This window comes from Kitasatospora sp. NBC_00374, assembly GCF_041434935.1.
Classification (GTDB): Bacteria; Actinomycetota; Actinomycetes; order Streptomycetales; family Streptomycetaceae; genus Kitasatospora.
This window is the reverse complement of the sequence record NZ_CP107964.1, coordinates 681,936-699,318: the sequence shown is the minus strand read 5'-3', so window position 1 is coordinate 699,318 and position 17,383 is coordinate 681,936. Positions and strand designations below refer to the sequence as shown.

Sequence of the window (17,383 nt, the reverse complement as noted above, 5' to 3'; positions counted from 1 at the left end):
CACACGCCCGAGGAGGCGGTGGTCATGCGACGTTGGACGATGATTCCGATGGCGGTCGTTCTCGCGGGCACCGGAGCGGCGATCGCACCGGTGACGGCCTCGGCGGCGCCCCCGGCCGCGGCGGTCGCGCAGTGCCCGACCGGCTGGGGCAGCCTGCCGGAGGACCGGACGGCATCCGGCTCCCAGCCCCTGGTGAACATCAGAACCGGTGCTCACCCCTGCTACGACCGGCTCGTGCTCGACGTGCCCGGCACGTCCGCCGCGCACCCGGTCGGCTACCACGTCCGGTACGTGGACACGATTCTCCAGGACGGCTCCGGCCGGCCGGTCCCGGTCCGCGGCGGGGCGGTGCTGGAGATCGTGGTGGTGGCCCCCTCGTACGACCCGGGGACCGGTGCCACGACCTTCCCGGCGCGGGCCGGGCAGCCGCTGCCCGGGGTGGACCTGAAGGGCTACCGAACCTTCGTCGACACGCGCTTCGCCGCCAGTTTCGAGGGCCAGACCCAGATCGGCCTCGGCGTCCGCGCCCGACTGCCGTTCCGGGTGTTCCAGCTGGACGACCGGCTGGTCGTCGACGTCGCGCACAGCTGGAACGCCACCCGCTGAGCGGTGCGGGGCCGGCCTCGCCCGCCCCGCACCTCTGCACCGGCCAGGCGGGCGGACGGATCGAGGCCGTCGCGCGGCCCTGCGGGAGGCCCGCCGTCAGTGGTTCGCGTCGAGCAGGCCGCCGCTCCTGATCGGCTCGCCGGTGACGGCGTCCAGGAACACCACGGCCTGTCCCGGACTCTCGCCGCCCTGGGCGGGCCGGGCCCGGGCGGGAGCGTCCGACGGGATGGTGAGCCCGGCCGGGGTGAGGGCCAGCAGCCAGCAGAGGTGCCACTCGCCCCGCTGATCGGCCTTGGCGATCAGTTCGCCACCGGTGACCGTCATTCCCGGGCGGGTGGCCAACTCCTTGGCCCGCTCCGCGCTCACCGCAGGTTTCGGCAGGGCGGGCGGCGGGATGTGCCGGGCCGAGAAGGACACCACCCGGCGGTCGTCGCCCACCACCAGGTCGAGCCGCATGGGCATCAGGACCCCGTCGACACGGGACCGCCACTGGACCAGCCTGGCCGTGCCGCCGGGGCCGCCCGCCGGGTAGACCGTGGTGGCCGAGTCCGACAGCGCCCAAGGGAAGTGGGCCCGGGCGAAGTCGGTGCCCGCGGCCAGCGCGGCCTCGTCGGACAGCTGCGGGCGGCCCTCCGGCAGTTCGGGGACGGATCCCAGGACCCCGGAGGACACCTCGCGGGACGGCCAGTCCAGTACGAGGTTCCCCGCGGCGGTGGCGACCTCGACCCGGCCGGGCTGCCCGGAGCCGCCGGGCGAGTACTGGACCCGCCGGACCGCGGTGTCGGAGCCGAAGAACCGGTGCGCCGCGTCCGTGGCGGCCGCGGTCTGCGCGTGGTCGGCCCGGTGCCCGTCGCTCACGTCCGAGACGACGAAGAGCAGCGCGGGGACGGCGACGGCCGCCAGGACAGCGCCGCCGCCGACGGCGATGACCGAGGTCAGCCGGATCTCCCGGCCGAGCGCACGGGAGCCGGCGCGCCGCAGCCACAGCCGGCCGACCAGACAGCCCAGCAGGGCGCCGACCACATTGGCCTCGAGGTCCGCCGAGTCGCACGCCCGCCCCATCCCGGAGACGAGCGCCTGAGTGACCTCGATCGCCCCGGACAGCACGGCGGTGGCCGCGGCGACGGGCAGCGGCCGGTGGGAGACGACCGTCAGGAAGAACGACGCCGGCACGAACATCGCCGCGTTCATCAGCCCCTGGTCGCCGAGGAGCGCACCCACCACGTCCCGCTGCACCGTGCACGTCATCGCGGCCGGCGCCTGCGGGCTCAGCGGGTAGAGCGTGGCCGCGAGCACCAGCGACAGCGAGCCGGCCGCGCCGAGCGCCCACACCGGGGAGACGCCGTACCGGCGGCTCGCGAACCAGGTCGGAACGGCGCCGAGCGCCCACAGCACCGCTGCGACGAGGAGGAGCGACTGATTGCCGCGAAGGGCTGCTTCGATCATGGGAGCCGTCGGTTCCTGGGGTCGGGGACTGAAGGGCGGCCCGGCCCCGCCGGAGCGGAGCCGGGCCGGTCGTACGGGTCGTCAGCAGATGCCCACCGGGGCGTTGTAGTAGGTGCCCTGGCCGTCGACCTCCATCCAGCCGACGACGTCCGAGCAGTCGGTGAAGCCCAGATCGTGGAAGCTCTGCATCCGCGAGGTGCCGGAGGTCTGGACGATCCAGCCGTTCGCGTAGCTGTAACCGTGGTAGTTGAACCCGAGCTTCTGGTTGATCGTGCCGCCGCCGGTCTTCTCGTACCACTCCTCCATCCGCCAGTAGCCCGTGCCGTCGTACTGCGGGGTGATCTGGGTGAACAGGTTGCCGTTGGAGAGCTTGGTCTTCGACGCGTACGCGAGGTAGTTGCCACGGGCCGAGGCGGCGGGCGCCAGGGCGAGAGTGAGGGCCGCGAGGGCGGCCGACACGGCCAGGACGGAGCGAGATCGCACGGTCGTACCTTTCGTGGACGGAGGCGGCGGGCCGGGCCCGCCGTGTCGTGGACCGGAGGATCATCTCTTCGTCTGCCAACGGACGACTAACATACGACTCACGTGTGACGAAGGCCATGTGAGTGGCAGTCAGGTCGGGGGGCGGCGCGTGGGGATCCGGTTCGGCCTGCTCGGGCCACTCACGCTCACGGACGGGAGCGGCCCGCGCGCCCTCGCGGGGACGAAGACCCGGCTGCTGCTGGCGGCGCTCCTGCTGCGCTGCAACCAGGCGGTCTCCGTCGAGCAGTTGGAGGCCGTCCTGTGGTGCGGGAGTCCGCCCCGGACCGCGAGGTCCTCGCTGCACAACCACGCGGCCCGGCTGCGGCGCGGCCTCGGGCCCCAGGGCGGCGCCAGGCTCAGAGCCGTCCCGCCCGGCTACCTGATCGAGGTGAACGAGGGCGAGCTCGACGCGGAGGACTTCGCCGGACACCTGCGCCGGGCCCGTGGCGCCCGGAGCGCGCACGACCTGCTCGCGCGCTTCCTCACCGACCTCGGGACCGATGCCCGGCACCTCCCGGAGCACACCGACGACCGCGCGGCCCTCTACCGCGCCGTCCTCGCGGAGCGCCGGATCCTGATCGTCCTCGACGACGCCCGCGACACCGAGCAGGTCCTCCCGCTCCTGCCGGGCAGCGGTGGCTCGGCCGCGATCGTCACCAGCCGCCGCACCCTCGCCGCGCTGCCCGGCCCGGCCCGCATCGCCCTTGGACCGCTGACCGGGCCGGAGCAACGGCAGTTGCTGGCCGCGGTGTGCGGCGCCGACCGGATCGCCGCCGACCGGCGGTCCGCCGAGCGGATCCTGGACGCCTGCGCGGGGCTGCCGCTCGCCGTCCGGATCGCCGCCGCCCGGCTGGCCGCCCGGCCCGGCGAACCGCCGGACACCCTGGCGCGCCGGCCCTCCCCGGCCGGTGGCCGGCTGGACGTCCTCGCCCTCGACCACCTCGCCGTCCGGGAGACCTTCCTGACGAGCTACCACGCGCTGCTGGCCGACCCGGCCCCGCTCTGCCGCGACGCGGCCCGGGCCTTCCGGCTGCTCGGCCTGCGGCCACAGGGCCCGCTCGGGCCGCAGGCCGTCCGGGTGCTGCTCGGCGAGGGGCCGGACCGGGCCGCCGACCTGCTGGACCTCCTGGTGGAGCGTCACCTGCTGGAGCGACCGGGCCCGGACGCGTACCGCTTCCACCCCCTGGTCGGCGAGTTCGCGGCCGAGCTGGCGGCGTCCGAGCAGCCGGCCGCCGAGCGTACGCGGGCCCTGTCGCGGCTACGGGCGTCGGCGCGGCCGCCCGGCGGGCGCCGGGTGGACGATCCTCGTCCCCGGCTGCCCGACCGGGGGGACGCGGCGCTCCGGTGAGCCGGTCGAGTGGCTCGGCGGCGTCACCCCGAAGGCGCTGCCCGACCGGACGGACGAGCACGCCGGGGCGTGCGGCGCGGCCGGCGGTCAGGCGCTGTCCAGCGCCTTCGCCCGCAGGGCCGTGAGCAGCGGCAGGACGTCGCTCTCGTCCGCGTCCTCGGTGAAGTTCAGGATGGCGGCGATGACGGCGCGGGCGATGTCCGCCGCCGCGCCGTCGTCGGCGCCGGCCGCCCAGGTCCTGAGTGTCCGGCCGAGGACGGTGCACATCCGGGCCGTCACATCCGTCCGCATCGCCTCGGACGCGGCCTCCGCCCCCTCGTCGCCCTCGCTCTCGTCGATGCCGAGAGCGAGGGTGACCAGCGACTGCAGGACCAGATCCCCGTAGTCGGCGACCAGCACCGGCAGGGTCGGCTCACCCGGGCCGCGCTGGGCCAGCGCGGCCACGGCCTGCTCGTCGTGCGTCCAGGCCGCCTCCAGGGTGGCGAGGGCGCGCAGGGTCTCGTCCGGTGTCATCCGGTCACCGTACAGCGGTCGGGCCCGGTGGGACGGAGGGTCCGCCCGGTCGGAGCGGCGCGGGGCCGCGCGCCCGGGCAGCTCGCCCGGCCGTTGTGCTGCAGTTCGCGCACGAGTGCGGCATCCAGGCCGGCCAGCACGGCGCTCCACTCCTCCGCCGGGCGGCCGCGGGCGTGCCGTGGCCGCGATTCTCGGGCGCCCCGAGCTTAGGCCTCCTGTGCCCGGTCAGTTGAGCGGGTCGAGCGTCACATAGGCCTGCTGCGGGTTGCCGTCGTGCACCAGCGACTCGTGGTGGCCGACGTCGTCGAAGGCGAAGGCGTACGCCGATCCGTCGGCCATCTGGGCATGGATCTTGCGCGCGTAGTGGTTGGTCACCGCGTCCTGGTAGAAACCGGCCGAGCCGGAGTCCGGCTGGTTCGGGTTGGTGAGCAGGGTGGAACGGTTGTAGCCCGCGCACAGCGTGCGCGAGATCGGGCCCCGGACCAGGTCGTTGGGAGCGTCGAGGAGCTTGTAGCAGCCGAAGATGCTGTCGGAGTCCGGCTTCTGGAAGCTGGTGACGACGGCGCCCGCGCTGTTGGTGAAGTTCATGACGTTGCCGGCGACGCGGCCGTAGTACTTGGTGTTCGGCTGGTCCGCGAACGGCGTCACCGTCAGCGTGGAGCCGGCGTACCTGCTCCACACCCGGTTGACGTAGTCGTTCATGGCGGTGGCCGGGAGCGCACCGGTCTCGATGCCGTGGCCGGGCGCGAGGGCGCGCAGGACGGTGCCGTCGGAGCGGGTCTGGACGAGGTTGGCCCAACCGCCCGGCTGCGCCTTGAGGGCGTTGAAGAAGCCCTGGTAGCCGCCGGGCTTGAGGTGGCCGGTGCTCCGGGTGGTGCCGTCGGCTGCCTTCACCCCGACCGCGTACGGGGCCGAGAACATGTCGACCTGGGTGCTGTTGATCCACAGCCCGGCGTCGTTGAGCGTGTACTCGGACCAGTTGAAGAGGATGTTGCGGTTCGGGTCGCTCGGGTTCTGCACCGCGGGCTGGACCAGGCCGCCGGTGGCCAGCTTGAAGACGAGCTTCTGCCCGTAGGAGAAGTAGATCCGTCCGGAGAACTTGGGGATCCGGATGGTCGTGGCGCGGCCGCTCGCCGGGCCGGTGATCGCCGCGTCGGGGGCCGGTGCCGGCGGGTTCGCCCCGCCGGGCCAGGGGTGGAAGGCGCCGTTGGCGTCGGCCCAGCCCTGCTGGCCGGTGGAGAGCAGGGTGCCCAGGTTGTAGATGTAGACCGGTTCGCCGCGGCCGGAGTTGTTGGTGATGGTGAGCGGGACGGTCGCCGCCACGGCGGCCTGGGCGGGCTGTGCGGGGGCGCCGACGGCCAGCCCGGCGGACACGGCCAGGGCGAGGGCCAGGCAGGTGCGGCCCGCCGTGCGGGGTGCGGGTGCTCGTCTCGTTCCCATCGGGTCGGCTCCTTCGGTGGGGGGCGATGGTGCCGCGGCGTCAGGTCGGCCGGGTGGGGCGGCCGATGACGGCGGAGCTCTCCGCGCCGGGACCCGGAGGTCTTCTTCGGGCGGCTGAGAGCGCTCTCAGAATGGGTCGCGGGAGGTGGTCATGTCAATGGTCCAGACATCGCGGCCCTGGTGCGACGGGGTCGGTGGCGCGGATCGTCCGGGTGCGGAGCTGTCCGCGGGCCTCGGCGCGAGCCACCGGACATGACGTGGGGTCACCCTTTTGCCGAGGTCGGGATTGGTCGGCGAGCGGCGCTCCAGGGGGCGTGAGATACAGAGCTCATGACACTTTCTGATCATCCGTCCTTTATCGGGACGCCCGGTGACGGGGGGTCACCGAGCCCCCGCCAGGGCCGATCGGCCGAGCCCGTGCCGGCCGACCCCCGGGAGCACGCCGGGGCGGGCCCGCCCGTCGGCCGGTGCGACGGGCCGCCGACGGCGAGCACCCGGCCCCGCCGAGGAGTCCGGGGACGGGCCGGCGCGGTGCGGCGGGTCGGACGGCGGGCGGCCGTGGTCGCCACGCTGACCGCACTGGGGCTCGGCATCGGCAGCCCGGCCCCGTCCGCGCTGACCCTCCCGCCCGTCCCCACGGGCGTCTACGCGCCCCGCCCGCAGGACTGGGGCCTCGGCTCGCAGCTGCCCGGCCTGTTCGGATCGCTGCCCGGCGCGCTCGGGTGCGCGAACTGCCCCACCACCGGCTGGCCGGTGTGCTTCCCGTTCGCCCGGCCCTGCATCCCGCCGGAGCGGCCGCCGGGCACCAAGCCGGGCCCGCCCACCGACGGGCACACCCTGGTGTGGTCCGACGAGTTCTCCGCCCCCCTCGCCCCCGGCGCCCGGTGGGTGGCCGACCGGACCAGCGCGTACGAGTTCGGCAACCACAACCCCAAGGACGACAAGCTCGACTGGCTCAACCCGGCCAACGTCGGTGTCGCCGACGGGATCGCGACCTTCACCGCGCGCCCCGGCACCCACCTGCTGGAGAACGGACGCCGGTCCTGGGACACCGGTCTGCTCACCACGGAGGGCTCCACCGAGGGCTTCCGGGTCAGGACCGGGGACTACGTCGAGACCCGCGTGCAGATGTCGACCGGCCTGGGGGCCTGGCCGGCCCTGTGGACCTGGAAGGACTCCGGCAACGAGGTCGACTCCTTCGAGTACCACCCGGACCACCCGGCGATGCTGGAGCTGTCCAACCGCGTCGGATCCACCTACCGGTACCACACCGACCCCGCGGCGGTCGCCCCCGGCCGCTGGGTCACCATCGGCACCCGCTACGGCCAGGACTCGGTGGACTGGTACCTGAACGGCGTCCGCATCCACGCGGACCGCAAGGGGGTGACCCCGACCTGGTCGTCCTACCTGATCCTCAACCTCTCGGTCGGCGCCGGCCGTTACCACCCCGCGCCGCCCACCGGCGCCCCGATCGAGTTCAAGGTCGACTACGTCAAGGTCTGGCGCTGAGGCCGGCCCGGCTCCCCTCCGTGCCGGCCTGCCCCGTTCGGGCCGCAGCAGCGGCCGGCCGCACACCGGCCGCTGCTGGTCCCGCCTGCTGGTTCAGTGCCAGGTCCAGGCCTGGTTGTCCCAGCCGTTGCAGCCCCAGAGCTGGACCTTGGCGCCGTCGTTGTTGATGGTGTTGAGGTCGCCGTCAAGGCACTTCCAGCCGTGCGAGTTCTGCAGCGTGCTGCCGGTCCAGTACCAGGTCTGGTTGTCCCAGCCGTTGCAGCCCCAGAGCTGGACCTTGGCGCCGTCGTTGTTGATGGTGTTCAGGTCGCCGTCCAGACACTTCCAGCCGTGGCCGTTCTGGATGGTGTAGTAGCCGACCGGCAGGCCCGGGGCCGGGGTCCAGTACCAGCTCTGGTTGTCCCAGTTGTTGCAGCCCCAGAGCTGGACCTTGGCGCCGTCGTTGTTGATGGTGTTGAGGTCGCCGTCCAGACACTTGCCACCGTGGTTGTTGGTGAAGGCCGGCGTGCGGTAGGTGACGGTGACGGCCTGCGGGGCGAGGGCGGCCGAGCCGTCGGCGGGGGCGGCCGGAAGCTGGGAGGGTGAGCCGACGTCGACGATCTGCTTGCCGGCCGCCGGACCGGTGGTGGCGGCGGCGACCGCGGGGCCGGTGTTGTGGGGGGCGGCGCTGTGCGGGGCGGCCTGGGCGGCCGTGCTCAGCGCGAGGACGCTCAATCCGGCGAGCAGGGCGAATCCGAACCGGTTCTGGCGCATGTGCAGTCCTCAATTCGTAGCGAGTCCGCAGGGTGGACACTCTGTGTGCGACCTTATTGAGCGGAGAGTGGTTCGGGCAAGGAGTAGTTAAAAAGAATGACAGTCTGAAAAGGGGCGCGCGTTGGTGTAACTCGGTTTTTCTGCTTGGTTTCTGATGCAGAATCATTTCTGCTCGACCTGCCGGCCGAAGGGGTGCGGCGTCGCCGGAGCCCTCCGTGCGGGGGCGGGCGGCTGCGGGGGGGTGGGTGTGGCGCGGGCCACCTCGGGCGGTCGGCGGGCTGCCCGCGCCGTCGGCGGTGCGTCCGTCGGCGGTCACGCTGGGTCGAGGATGTGCCGGGCCTCACAGGGTTTTCGGGGTGACCGGGGCCACATCGGGGTGCGGTGGCGGGGGCGGATCCGCTCAACCACGGGCCGGCGGTCGCCCGGATACTCCCGGTAACCCTGCTCCGAGCTGGGACTTCGCGGAAATCCTTGAAGCCGTCGACCGGCTTCCGTAGCTTCGAAACCAGTGCAGCGAGCACGCCGGTCCCATGGATCGGGTGGATGTGCCGGAGCTGCGCCCCCTGACAAGCAGGCCCCCCGGGCCTGGTTCCGTGTGCCCGGTTCGGGCGTTCGAGAGGATCCGCATGACTTTCCGTAACGAGACCACCGCTGCCACCACCTCCGCCACCACCAAGCGCAAGCGGGTGCGGATGGCTGTCATGGCGGGCGCGGTCCTCGCCCTGCCGGTGGCCGGCCTCGTCACGGCCACGTCCTCCTCCGCCGCGCCGGTCTCCACCTGGGACAAGGTCGCGCAGTGCGAGTCCACGGGCAACTGGAGCATCAACACCGGCAACGGCTTCTACGGCGGCCTCCAGTTCACCAACAGCACCTGGGCCGCCTTCGGCGGCACCTCCTACGCCCCGCAGGCCAACCTGGCCAGCAAGGCCCAGCAGATCGCCGTCGCCGAGAAGGTCCTCGCCTCCCAGGGCCCCGGCGCCTGGCCCGTCTGCTCCGTCAAGGCCGGCCTCACCAAGTAAGGCCCCGCCCGCGCTACGACGCCCCGCACCCGGGCGGCGGGGCATCGGCATACCGCCAGAAGGCGCTCAGCGGGGACTCGCCGAACTCCGCGACGACGGTGAAGCCGAGGCGCCGGTAGAGCTCGACCGCCGTGGTGTTGTCGGCCCGCACGTTGAGCCCGATGAGGTCGACGGTGCGCGCCAGCTGGCGGCAGAGCGCGGCGACGCAGGCGGCGGCGGCACCTCGGCCTCGCAGGGCGGGGTGCGTGGTGACGTTGCCGATCGCCGCGACCCGCTGGGCGGGGGAGTGGACGTGGACGCCGGCGACGGCGATCAGCCGGCCGTCGTGCCGCGCGCCGACGTACTGGCCGGTGGCCAGCATCCGCTCGTCGAACCAGTTCCCCGGGTAGCTCTCCGCGAAGAGGGCGGTGAGCTCGGGAAGATCGCTGTACTGCAGTGGTGCGGGCGCCCACTCGCCGTCCGGGTGGGCGTCCGTGCGGCCGGGGTCGGTGAGCGCCATCCTGAGCAGGACCGCGTGGTGGTCCGCCGAGTAGAACGGGTCGAGGATCTTCTCCGCGCCGCAGCTCAGGTGCCCGAAGAAGCGCCGGGGAAGCATCGGCAGCAGGGCGTGCAGCAGGTCCTCCAGCTCGGCCGCCCGGTCGGTGCGGGCGAACGCGAGCAGGGTCGGGATGTCCCCGACGCCGTACAGCAGTGCGGCCGGACCGTCCTCCGTCAGCGTGTACCAGCTGGTGTGCGGCCACAGGAGGTCGTCGAGGTCGCCGAGCTCGAAGAGGTGGAGTGCCGGGTCGCGGCGGAACCTCGCGGCGAGCGCGGATCGGTCGTGGAGGCTGAGCAGTGGCATCGGATCAGCGTACGGCGGTGCTCGCCACCCCGGGTGCGGGGGTGGCGAGCACGGTGGCCGGGGCAGGGGCCCGGGGCCTGGGGCCGGGGCGTCAGGCGTTGAGCGCCCACTTCTGGTTGCCGCCGCCCGTGCAGGTCCAGAGCTGGACCGGGGTGCCGTCGGCCGCGTTGTTGCCGGTGACGTCCAGGCACTTGTTGGCGTTCGGGTTGACCACGTCGTGCGTGCCCGCGTTGTACGACCAGCGCTGGGCGCCGGTGCCGTTGCAGTCCCACAGCTGGACCCGGGTCCCGTCCGCGGTGCCGCTGCCGGAGGCGTCGAGGCACTTGCCGAGTGCTCGGATCGTCCCGTCGCCGCCCACCGTCCAGTGCTGCGCGGGGGTCCCGTTGCAGCCGTAGAGCTGCACCTGGGTTCCGTTGGCGGTGCCGGCCGCGGCCACGTCCAGGCACTTGCCGGCGAGACCGGTGAGGGCGCCGGTGTTGCCGCCGCCGGTGGAGGTGGTGACCCGGACGTAGTCCACGACCAGCTGCTGCGGGAAGGCGGTGGAACCGTCGGGGTCGCCCGGCCAGTAGCCGCCCACCGCGAGGTTGAGGATGAGGAAGAACGGCTTGTTGAACGCCCAGCTCCGGCCGCCGAGGTCGGCGGGGGTGCGGCGCTGGTAGACCGTGCCGTCCACGGACCAGGTGAGGGAGTCCGGTGCCCAGTCGACCGCGAAGGTGTGGAAGTTGTCGGCGAACGCCTGCCCGCCGGGCAGGGTGTACCCCGCGCCGATTCCACCGCTCCCGGAGTAGCCGGGGCCGTGGATGGTGCCGTGCACCGTGCCGGGTTCGAAGCCGACGTTCTCCATCACGTCGATCTCGCCGCTGTTCGGCCACCCGACCTGGCCGATGTCGTTGCCGAGCATCCAGAAGGCCGGCCACATGCCGTGGCCGCGCGGGATCTTCATCCGGGTCTCGACATGGCCGTACGCCTGGGCGAACCGGCCCGAGGTGTTCAGCCGGGCCGACGTGTACTGACAGGTGCCGTACCAGCACTGGTAGTTGGCGGGGTTCTCGCGTCGGGCGGTGATCACCAGGTGGCCCTGGCCGTCCAGGGCGGCGTTGGCGTTGCCCGCCGTGTAGTACTGCCGCTCGTGGTTGTTGACGTTGTCGCCGGTCTCCACCTGCCACCGGCCGCCGTCGACGGCGGATCCGGCGGCGCCGTCGAAGTTGTCCTCGAAGTTGACGGCCTGGGCGGCCGGTTGGGCCTGCGGGGCCTGCGGGGCCTGTGCGGCCGGTCCGGCCGCCGAGGCCGCAGCCACCGGGTGCGGTGCCGAGCTGAGTGCGGTGACCAGGCCGGCGACCACAAGAACTGTGGCCCAGATCGGTCGTCGACGTGTCGCTGAGAGCATGGGTGATCGCCTCGATCCGTGCAGATGGATGCGCCAACCAGCAGGTGGCAACGGCGGGTTGACGGTCCGACCGGCCAGAGCGGGATCTGACGCCGGTCCAGACCTTTCTTCAGGAAGTGAACTCTGGTGACGAATCCCTGTCAATGATTCGGACAGGGAGTCCGTCGTCTCGGCGCGATGGAGCCGTGGGCGTCCGCCCGCCGGGCCGGCAGCCCGGGCAGCACGGACGGACACCCGGTGGGCGCTGTGCGCTGGTCCCGGGTGTCCCGCCGGTCGACGGCCCGGCAGTCGGCTGTCCCGAAGGCCGCCGCCTTCGGCGCGCTCCGGCGGGGACGGGCACGGGTGGACCGGCTCGGCCGGGTCGGGCGAAGCTCCATTACCTGAACCCGGCCTCGGGCCGCCCGCCCCGGCGGGCTGCTGCCCGGCCCGGGCGCGACGCCCGCCGGCCCGACCTTCGTGTAGTGGCCGGACGAGGAGTTCCCGGTCGCCAGCTGACTCCCCGGACCGGCCGGGGGCGCCCCCGGACGACTCCTCCCGGGCATCGCTCCGCCGCCCGAACGGTGGGTACCCGCGTGCGCGAGTCCCGCGCCGCCGTTCCGCGCGGGCCCGAACTCGGTGGCAGGATGGCCGCCATGGCGAACACCCGCGGCGCGACGCCGGGCCCTCGTGCGGCCGCAGCACAGACGGTCCACACGATCACGGTCACGCTGACCGGCTCCGAGCCGCCGATCTGGCGCCGCCTGGAGGTCCCCTCGGGCAGCACGCTGCGCGAGCTGCACGATGTCGTCCAGGCGGCGGTCGGCTGGGAGGACCACCACCTGTGGGTCTTCGACACCCCGCTCGGCCGCTACGGCGCCGCCGACCGGGAGCTGGAGATCCACGACGCGGCCTCGCGGCGGCTCGGCCAGGTCGCCGACCACGCCGGCGCCCGGATCCGCTACACGTACGACTTCGGTGCCGACTGGCACCACGACGTCCTGGTCGAGGCGGTCGGCGACGCCGAGCCGGGTGTCGCCTACCCCCGGTGCGTCGACGGCGCCCGGGCCTGCCCGCCCGAGGACTGCGGCGGTATCGAGGCCTACCGGTACCTCGTCGAGGTGCTGGCCGACCCCGCTCACGACGAGCACGACGAGCAGTTGGAGTGGCTCGGCCTGGACGCGGCGGACGACTTCGACCCCGCGGCCTTCGATCCTGCCGGCGCCGACCGGGCCCTGGCCGGCCTCGCCCGCGTCCTGGTCGAGAACTGACACCGCGCCACATCGCACCGCACCTGCGCCACACCGTGGCACGTGGGCCAGGCGCCGAATGGGCGAACTCTCCTGCGTCCGCCCCGCTTCCCGCTCCCGGCCGCACCGCTTGTCCCTAGTCTGCCAATCGCCGACCGCGCGAGGGGCCGGCGCGCGAGGGTGGCGGGCAAGCGCGACGGTGGCGGGCCACGAGGGCGACACGTGAGGACGAGGGATGCGAGTCGTTCGGGAAGGCCGGTCACGGCGATGGTGACGATCGCGATCGCGGCTCTGGGGCTCCTGGGGGCGGGTGCCGCGGACGCTTCCGCACCGGCCCCGGCCGACCGGGCCGCCGCGGACCGCCACACACCGGTGGTGATGTCGGTGATGTCGCCGCCGAGCTGGTTCAAGGGCACCGACGGATGCTTGCACCTCGTCCACGAGCTCCAGCTGACCAACGGCATCGGCCTGCCCGTCACCGTCACCTCGGTCAGCGTCCAGGACGTGGACCGCGGGCGGACGCTCGAGGAGCTCGACGGTGCTCGCCTGACGGAGTCGATGTCGCTGATGGCCGTCGCGGCCGCACCGACGACGACGATCCCGGGCTCCGCGGTCGGTGTGATCTGGTTCGACATCACCTTCCGGGACCGGGAGGGGATTCCGGACCGGATCAGCCACACCCTGACCGTCGCCGTGCCGCCGGGCCTGCCGGTGCCGACCTCGGTCACCGACTCGGGCGCCGAGGCGGCGGTGGACACCCGCCCGCCGGTCGAGCTCGGCCCGCCCCTGCCCGGCCCGGGCTGGATCGTGGCCGGGAACTGCCGCGACGGCGCGCACCGCAGGTCGATCCAGCCGGTGAACGGGCGGCTCCGGCTCGGCCGGCGCTTCGCCGTCGACTGGAGCGGGAGCGACGCCCGGCACCGTCCGGTCGTCGGCGACCCGGACGTGAACCGGAACTGGGTCTGCTACGGCGCGCCCGTGATCGCGGTCGCGGACGGCACGGTCGCGGCGGCCGAGGACCGCTTCCCGGACCAGATCCCCAACCACCCGGTACCGGTCACCCCGGCGGAGGCCGACGGCAACTTCGTGGTTCTGGACCTCGGCGACGGCCGCTTCGCGGGCTTCGCCCATCTGGTGCCGGGCAGCGTGCGGGTGCGGCCCGGGGACCGGGTGCGCCGAGGCCAGGTGATCGGGAACCTGGGCAACTCGGGCAGCTCCAGCGGGCCCCACCTGCACTTCCAGGTGATGGACGGGCCCTCGCTGGTCGACGCGAACGGTCTGCCCTTCGTCATCGACGCGTTCCGCGTGGTCGGGCGGATCCCGCCGCTCGACGAGGCGCTGACCGCCTCGATCGACGCGGGCAACCCGGTGCCCGTCGGCCCGGTCGGCCGTGGGCCGCGCCACGGCGAACTGCCGCTCGGCCGGGACGTGGTCGACTTCCGAGGCCCTGAGGACCGGCACGCCTGACCGTCGCCCAGCGGCGTACGGAGCACCACCGGGAGCTCAGGCGGGTGAACCCAGGACGGCCGGTGAACCCAGGACGACCGGAGGCCGGCGCACCGGGTCGGAGCCGCCGTACGGCGCGTCCGGCCCGGCCAGGGCGAGGGGGCGGGACGGGCGGCTGCCCCGCTGCTGGTCGGGGAGCTCGACGACGTCCGCACCCGAGCTCCGGAGGAAGTCCGTGACGGAGTCGGCGGTCCGGTTGTCGAGGGAGAACACCCAGTGGCCGGGCACCAGCACCGTGGCGATCCGGCCCTCGGCCGCCCGGGCGAGCAGCCGGCGCAGCTGGGGCCGGGGGAGCCGCGAGGAGATGCCGTTATCCAGGAAGACGTGGGGGGCCGGGAGGCCGAGCCGGCGGGCGTGTTCCTCCAGCGCCCGCAGGTGCGCCGCCATCTGCCAGACGTCGTAGGGGTAGCAGCGCAGGTAGGCGGCGGTCGCGCCGGGGGCTGCGGGGCGGTGGGTGGCGGTCATGGTCGCTCCTCGTCGAGCGGAGGGCAGGGCGGTACCTGTGCCACGCGCGCCCGGTGCCAGGTGTTGCTCGACCCTTTGTGCACCCTCCATTGTGGACTGGACCACTTGTGAATGTCTAGACCTTTCTCCCGGGGGTGGCGGGTCGGACGGGTGGTCGGCGCCTCGGGTCGACCCAACTCCACTGGAAAAGGGGCAATTTGGCGCCTTCTGTGGCTTTCGCGGCGGCATGCGGGCTTCCGATACGCGATGGTCATGAACAATTCACATCCTGGGGTCTACTCGCATAGACCGCAGGGCGGGATTCTGGTGCGGCACCCCCACCCCCACCATCCCCCTGCCACAGGAGTGCCCTGCCATGCCCCGATCCGCCATACCCCGACTCGTCCGCCGCCTCGCCACCGCCGTCACGACCTGCGCCCTCGCCGCCGGCCTGCTGACCGCCACCTCCGGCACCGCCCAGGCCGCGCTGCCCACCCCCGTGTCGGCGGCCACCGCCCGCAGCTACCTCGCCTCGCTGACCGTCGCCGTGGAGAACCGCACCGGCTACAACCGCGACCTCTTCAACCACTGGATCACCATCTCCGGGGCCTGCAACACCCGCGAGTGGATCCTCAAGCGCGACGGCTCCAACGTCGTCACCAACTCCTCCTGTGCGGCCACCTCCGGCACCTGGTTCTCGCCCTACGACGGCGCCACCTGGACGGCCGCCGCCGACCTGGACATCGACCACCTGGTGCCGCTGGCCGAGGCCTGGGACTCCGGCGCGTCCGGCTGGACCAGCACCAAGCGCGAGCAGTTCGCCAACGACATCACCCGCCCCCAGCTGATCGCCGTCACCGACAACGTCAACCAGGCCAAGGGCGACCAGGATCCCGCGACCTGGCTGCCCTCCGTCGTGAGCTACCGCTGCACCTACGTCCGCGCCTGGGTGCAGGTCAAGTACTACTACGGCCTGAGCGTCGACACCGCCGAGAAGAACGCCCTGACCAGCGTCCTCAACGGCTGCTGACCGGGCCGCCGCGCCGTCCCGCCGCGCCGCCGGGCCGCCCGGCGGCGCGGCGCCGGGGCCTCAGACGGTGACCGCGTACTTCCAGAAGTCCCGCATCACCGTGGGCGGGGTCGGCCCCGCCAGCTCCATCTGGGTGAGCAGGATGGCGACCGCGCCGGTGGACGGGGTGATGTGGGCCGCCGTTCCGGTGCCGCCGATCCAGCCGTAGCGCCCCGGCACGTTCCAGGGGGCGATCGCGGCGACGTCGACCGAGCCGCCGAACCCCCAGCCCTGGCCCTCCAGGAAGAGTCGGCCGGCCTCACGTTGAGGGCCGGTCAGGTGATTGGTGGTCATCTGCCGGACGGAGGAAGGCGACAGCAGCCGGCGGCCGTCGAGGCTCCCGCCGCCGAGCAGCAACCGGGCGAAGAGGTGGTAGTCGTCGACGGTCGAGACCAGCCCCCCGGCGCCGGACGGGAAGGCCGGCCGCCTGCTCCACTGTCCGTCGGGGGCGTCGACCAGTTCCAGCCCGTGAACGGGCCGGTTGCGGTAGCAGGAGGTGAACCGGTCGAGCTTGCCGGCCGGGACCTCGAACCCGGTGTCGGCCATGCCGAGTGGTTCGAAGATCCGCTCGGCCAGGAACTCGGGCAGCGCTCTGCCCGACGCCCGGGAGATCAGTACGCCCTGGATGTCGGAGCAGGTGTTGTACAGCCAGAACTCGCCCGGCTGGTGCAGCAGCGGGATGCGGGACAGCGCGGCCATCCAGTCGTCCGGGGCGGGGACGAGCTGTGGCTGCGGCGGCCCCTGCTTCAGCTCGCCGAACAGCAGGCCGACCGCGGGCAGCGAGAAGTCGTCCGGGAAGCCGTACCCCGCGCGGAAGGTGAGCAGATCGGCCACGGTGATCGGGCGGGCGGCCGGCACGACGTCGTCGACCGGGCTCGCCGGGGTGCGCACGACGACCGGGGACCCCAGCTCCGGCAGCCAGCGCCCGACCGGGTCGTCCAGGGCGATCCGGCCGTCCTCGACCAGCATCATCACCGCCGCGGAGACGATCGGCTTGGTGAGCGAGGCGATCCGGAAGATCGACTCCCGGGTCATCGGCGCGGTGCCTTCGGCATCGACGGAGCCGGCGACCGTCACCTCCAGATGGTCGCCGCGAGCGGTCAGGGCCACTGCGCCCGGGATCTGGCCGCTGCCGATGTGCGGCTCCAGGGCGCCGTGCAGGTTGGTCATCGGATCCGCCTTCTCGATCGGGAGTCCGGCCCGGTGTCCGCACGAAGGTACTCGTCCGGCGCGGGTGGCCGGACGACGGCGCGCCGGTCGAGCGCGCCGGCCCGGCGCGCTCCCGATCGGCGGGAGCGTGCCGGGCCGGCGTCGGTCCGCGGGGTTACTGGTCGGAGTAGCTGAGGTCGCCGACCGTCCAGCTGCTGATGTCCTCGATGGCGATGCGGTACATGCCGCCGGTGTGCGGCAGCGCGTAGCTCCCCTGGAGGATCCTGGCGAGGTGGAGGTGCAGGTGGGTGGGTGGTTCGGCCCGGTCGGTGGCGCTGCCCGTGGTGGCGAACAGCGAGGAGAACGGTTTGAGGTGATCGGAGGCTTGGAGGACCTCGGCGACGCGTTCGCGCCACAGGCTCTCCGGCGCCAGCCGGCCGGTGATGACGGCGCCGGGGACGACCACGGTGAGAGGCATCTGATTGCTGTGCTCGGACTCCACCGTTGCGGCGATGTCGACGAGCAGCCGATCGGGTTTCGACATGCCGCCAGCGTAGTGCGTCGGAGCGGTCGTCCGTCGGCGGTCGAGGCCCTCCGTCGCGGAT

17 protein-coding genes are annotated in these 17,383 nt (G+C 73.3%); 7 read left to right on the top strand and 10 right to left on the bottom strand.

The features are described from left to right. Positions 1-24 precede the first annotated feature (24 nt). Positions 25-606 (top strand): hypothetical protein, encoded by a 582-nt coding sequence (locus OG871_RS03210; RefSeq protein ID WP_371494084.1) that lies wholly within the window; start codon positions 25-27, stop codon positions 604-606. A 96-nt stretch (positions 607-702) separates the two neighbouring features. On the opposite strand, the gene OG871_RS03205 is transcribed toward OG871_RS03210, so the two are convergent. Both OG871_RS03205 and OG871_RS03200 read right to left on the bottom strand, forming a co-directional pair. Next, on the bottom strand, positions 703-2,052 hold the full coding sequence (locus OG871_RS03205) for a VanZ family protein (RefSeq protein ID WP_371494082.1): 1,350 nt from the start codon (positions 2,050-2,052) through the stop codon (positions 703-705). 81 nt (positions 2,053-2,133) lie between these two features. Further along, positions 2,134-2,535, bottom strand: coding sequence for a hypothetical protein (locus OG871_RS03200; RefSeq protein WP_371494080.1), 402 nt, complete (start codon positions 2,533-2,535; stop codon positions 2,134-2,136). A gap of 148 nt (positions 2,536-2,683) precedes the next feature. Between OG871_RS03200 and OG871_RS03195 the strand changes: the two genes are divergently transcribed. Continuing rightward, entirely contained in the window at positions 2,684-3,922 is a 1,239-nt protein-coding gene (locus OG871_RS03195; protein WP_371494079.1) for a hypothetical protein, read from the top strand. 87 nt (positions 3,923-4,009) lie between these two features. Here OG871_RS03195 and OG871_RS03190 read toward each other — a convergent pair whose 3' ends face one another. Continuing rightward, entirely contained in the window at positions 4,010-4,435 is a 426-nt protein-coding gene (locus OG871_RS03190) for a hypothetical protein (protein ID WP_371494077.1), read from the bottom strand. Between the two features lie 225 nt (positions 4,436-4,660). Next, entirely contained in the window at positions 4,661-5,875 is a 1,215-nt protein-coding gene (locus OG871_RS03185; protein ID WP_371494076.1) for a glycoside hydrolase family 64 protein, read from the bottom strand. 558 nt (positions 5,876-6,433) lie between these two features. On the opposite strand from OG871_RS03185, the gene OG871_RS03180 reads away from it, so the two are divergent. Further along, positions 6,434-7,384 (top strand): beta-glucanase, encoded by a 951-nt coding sequence (locus tag OG871_RS03180; RefSeq protein WP_371494074.1) that lies wholly within the window; start codon positions 6,434-6,436, stop codon positions 7,382-7,384. 93 nt (positions 7,385-7,477) lie between these two features. Here the strand turns inward: OG871_RS03180 and OG871_RS03175 are convergent, their stop codons facing one another. Then, positions 7,478-8,137, bottom strand: a complete 660-nt coding sequence (locus tag OG871_RS03175; protein ID WP_371494072.1) for an RICIN domain-containing protein — start codon at positions 8,135-8,137, stop codon at positions 7,478-7,480. Positions 8,138-8,763: 626 nt separating this feature from the next. Here OG871_RS03175 and OG871_RS03170 point away from each other — a divergent pair. Next, positions 8,764-9,156: a transglycosylase family protein gene (locus OG871_RS03170; RefSeq protein WP_371494071.1), complete on the top strand. Its 393-nt coding sequence runs from the start codon at positions 8,764-8,766 to the stop codon at positions 9,154-9,156. Positions 9,157-9,169: 13 nt separating this feature from the next. Here the strand turns inward: OG871_RS03170 and OG871_RS03165 are convergent, their stop codons facing one another. Next, positions 9,170-9,997 carry a GNAT family N-acetyltransferase gene (locus tag OG871_RS03165; RefSeq protein ID WP_371494070.1) on the bottom strand — a complete coding sequence of 276 codons (828 nt, stop codon included), beginning with the start codon at positions 9,995-9,997 and terminating at the stop codon, positions 9,170-9,172. Positions 9,998-10,088: 91 nt separating this feature from the next. Continuing rightward, entirely contained in the window at positions 10,089-11,384 is a 1,296-nt protein-coding gene (locus OG871_RS03160) for an RICIN domain-containing protein (protein WP_371494069.1), read from the bottom strand. Positions 11,385-12,016: 632 nt separating this feature from the next. On the opposite strand from OG871_RS03160, the gene OG871_RS03155 reads away from it, so the two are divergent. Next, the gene (locus OG871_RS03155) at positions 12,017-12,631 is read left to right on the top strand and encodes a plasmid pRiA4b ORF-3 family protein (RefSeq protein ID WP_371494068.1); all 615 of its coding nucleotides are present in this window, start codon (positions 12,017-12,019) and stop codon (positions 12,629-12,631) included. A gap of 246 nt (positions 12,632-12,877) precedes the next feature. Further along, positions 12,878-14,077 (top strand): M23 family metallopeptidase, encoded by a 1,200-nt coding sequence (locus OG871_RS03150; RefSeq protein WP_371494067.1) that lies wholly within the window; start codon positions 12,878-12,880, stop codon positions 14,075-14,077. A gap of 36 nt (positions 14,078-14,113) precedes the next feature. Here the strand turns inward: OG871_RS03150 and OG871_RS03145 are convergent, their stop codons facing one another. Then, on the bottom strand, positions 14,114-14,581 hold the full coding sequence (locus OG871_RS03145; RefSeq protein ID WP_371494066.1) for a recombinase family protein: 468 nt from the start codon (positions 14,579-14,581) through the stop codon (positions 14,114-14,116). Positions 14,582-14,936: 355 nt separating this feature from the next. On the opposite strand from OG871_RS03145, the gene OG871_RS03140 reads away from it, so the two are divergent. Further along, the gene (locus tag OG871_RS03140) at positions 14,937-15,590 is read left to right on the top strand and encodes an HNH endonuclease family protein (RefSeq protein ID WP_371494064.1); all 654 of its coding nucleotides are present in this window, start codon (positions 14,937-14,939) and stop codon (positions 15,588-15,590) included. A 60-nt stretch (positions 15,591-15,650) separates the two neighbouring features. Here OG871_RS03140 and OG871_RS03135 read toward each other — a convergent pair whose 3' ends face one another. Both OG871_RS03135 and OG871_RS03130 read right to left on the bottom strand, forming a co-directional pair. Further along, the gene (locus OG871_RS03135; protein WP_371494063.1) at positions 15,651-16,799 is read right to left on the bottom strand and encodes a serine hydrolase domain-containing protein; all 1,149 of its coding nucleotides are present in this window, start codon (positions 16,797-16,799) and stop codon (positions 15,651-15,653) included. A gap of 154 nt (positions 16,800-16,953) precedes the next feature. Continuing rightward, positions 16,954-17,322, bottom strand: a complete 369-nt coding sequence (locus OG871_RS03130; RefSeq protein ID WP_371494062.1) for a hypothetical protein — start codon at positions 17,320-17,322, stop codon at positions 16,954-16,956. Positions 17,323-17,383: the final 61 nt, after the last annotated feature.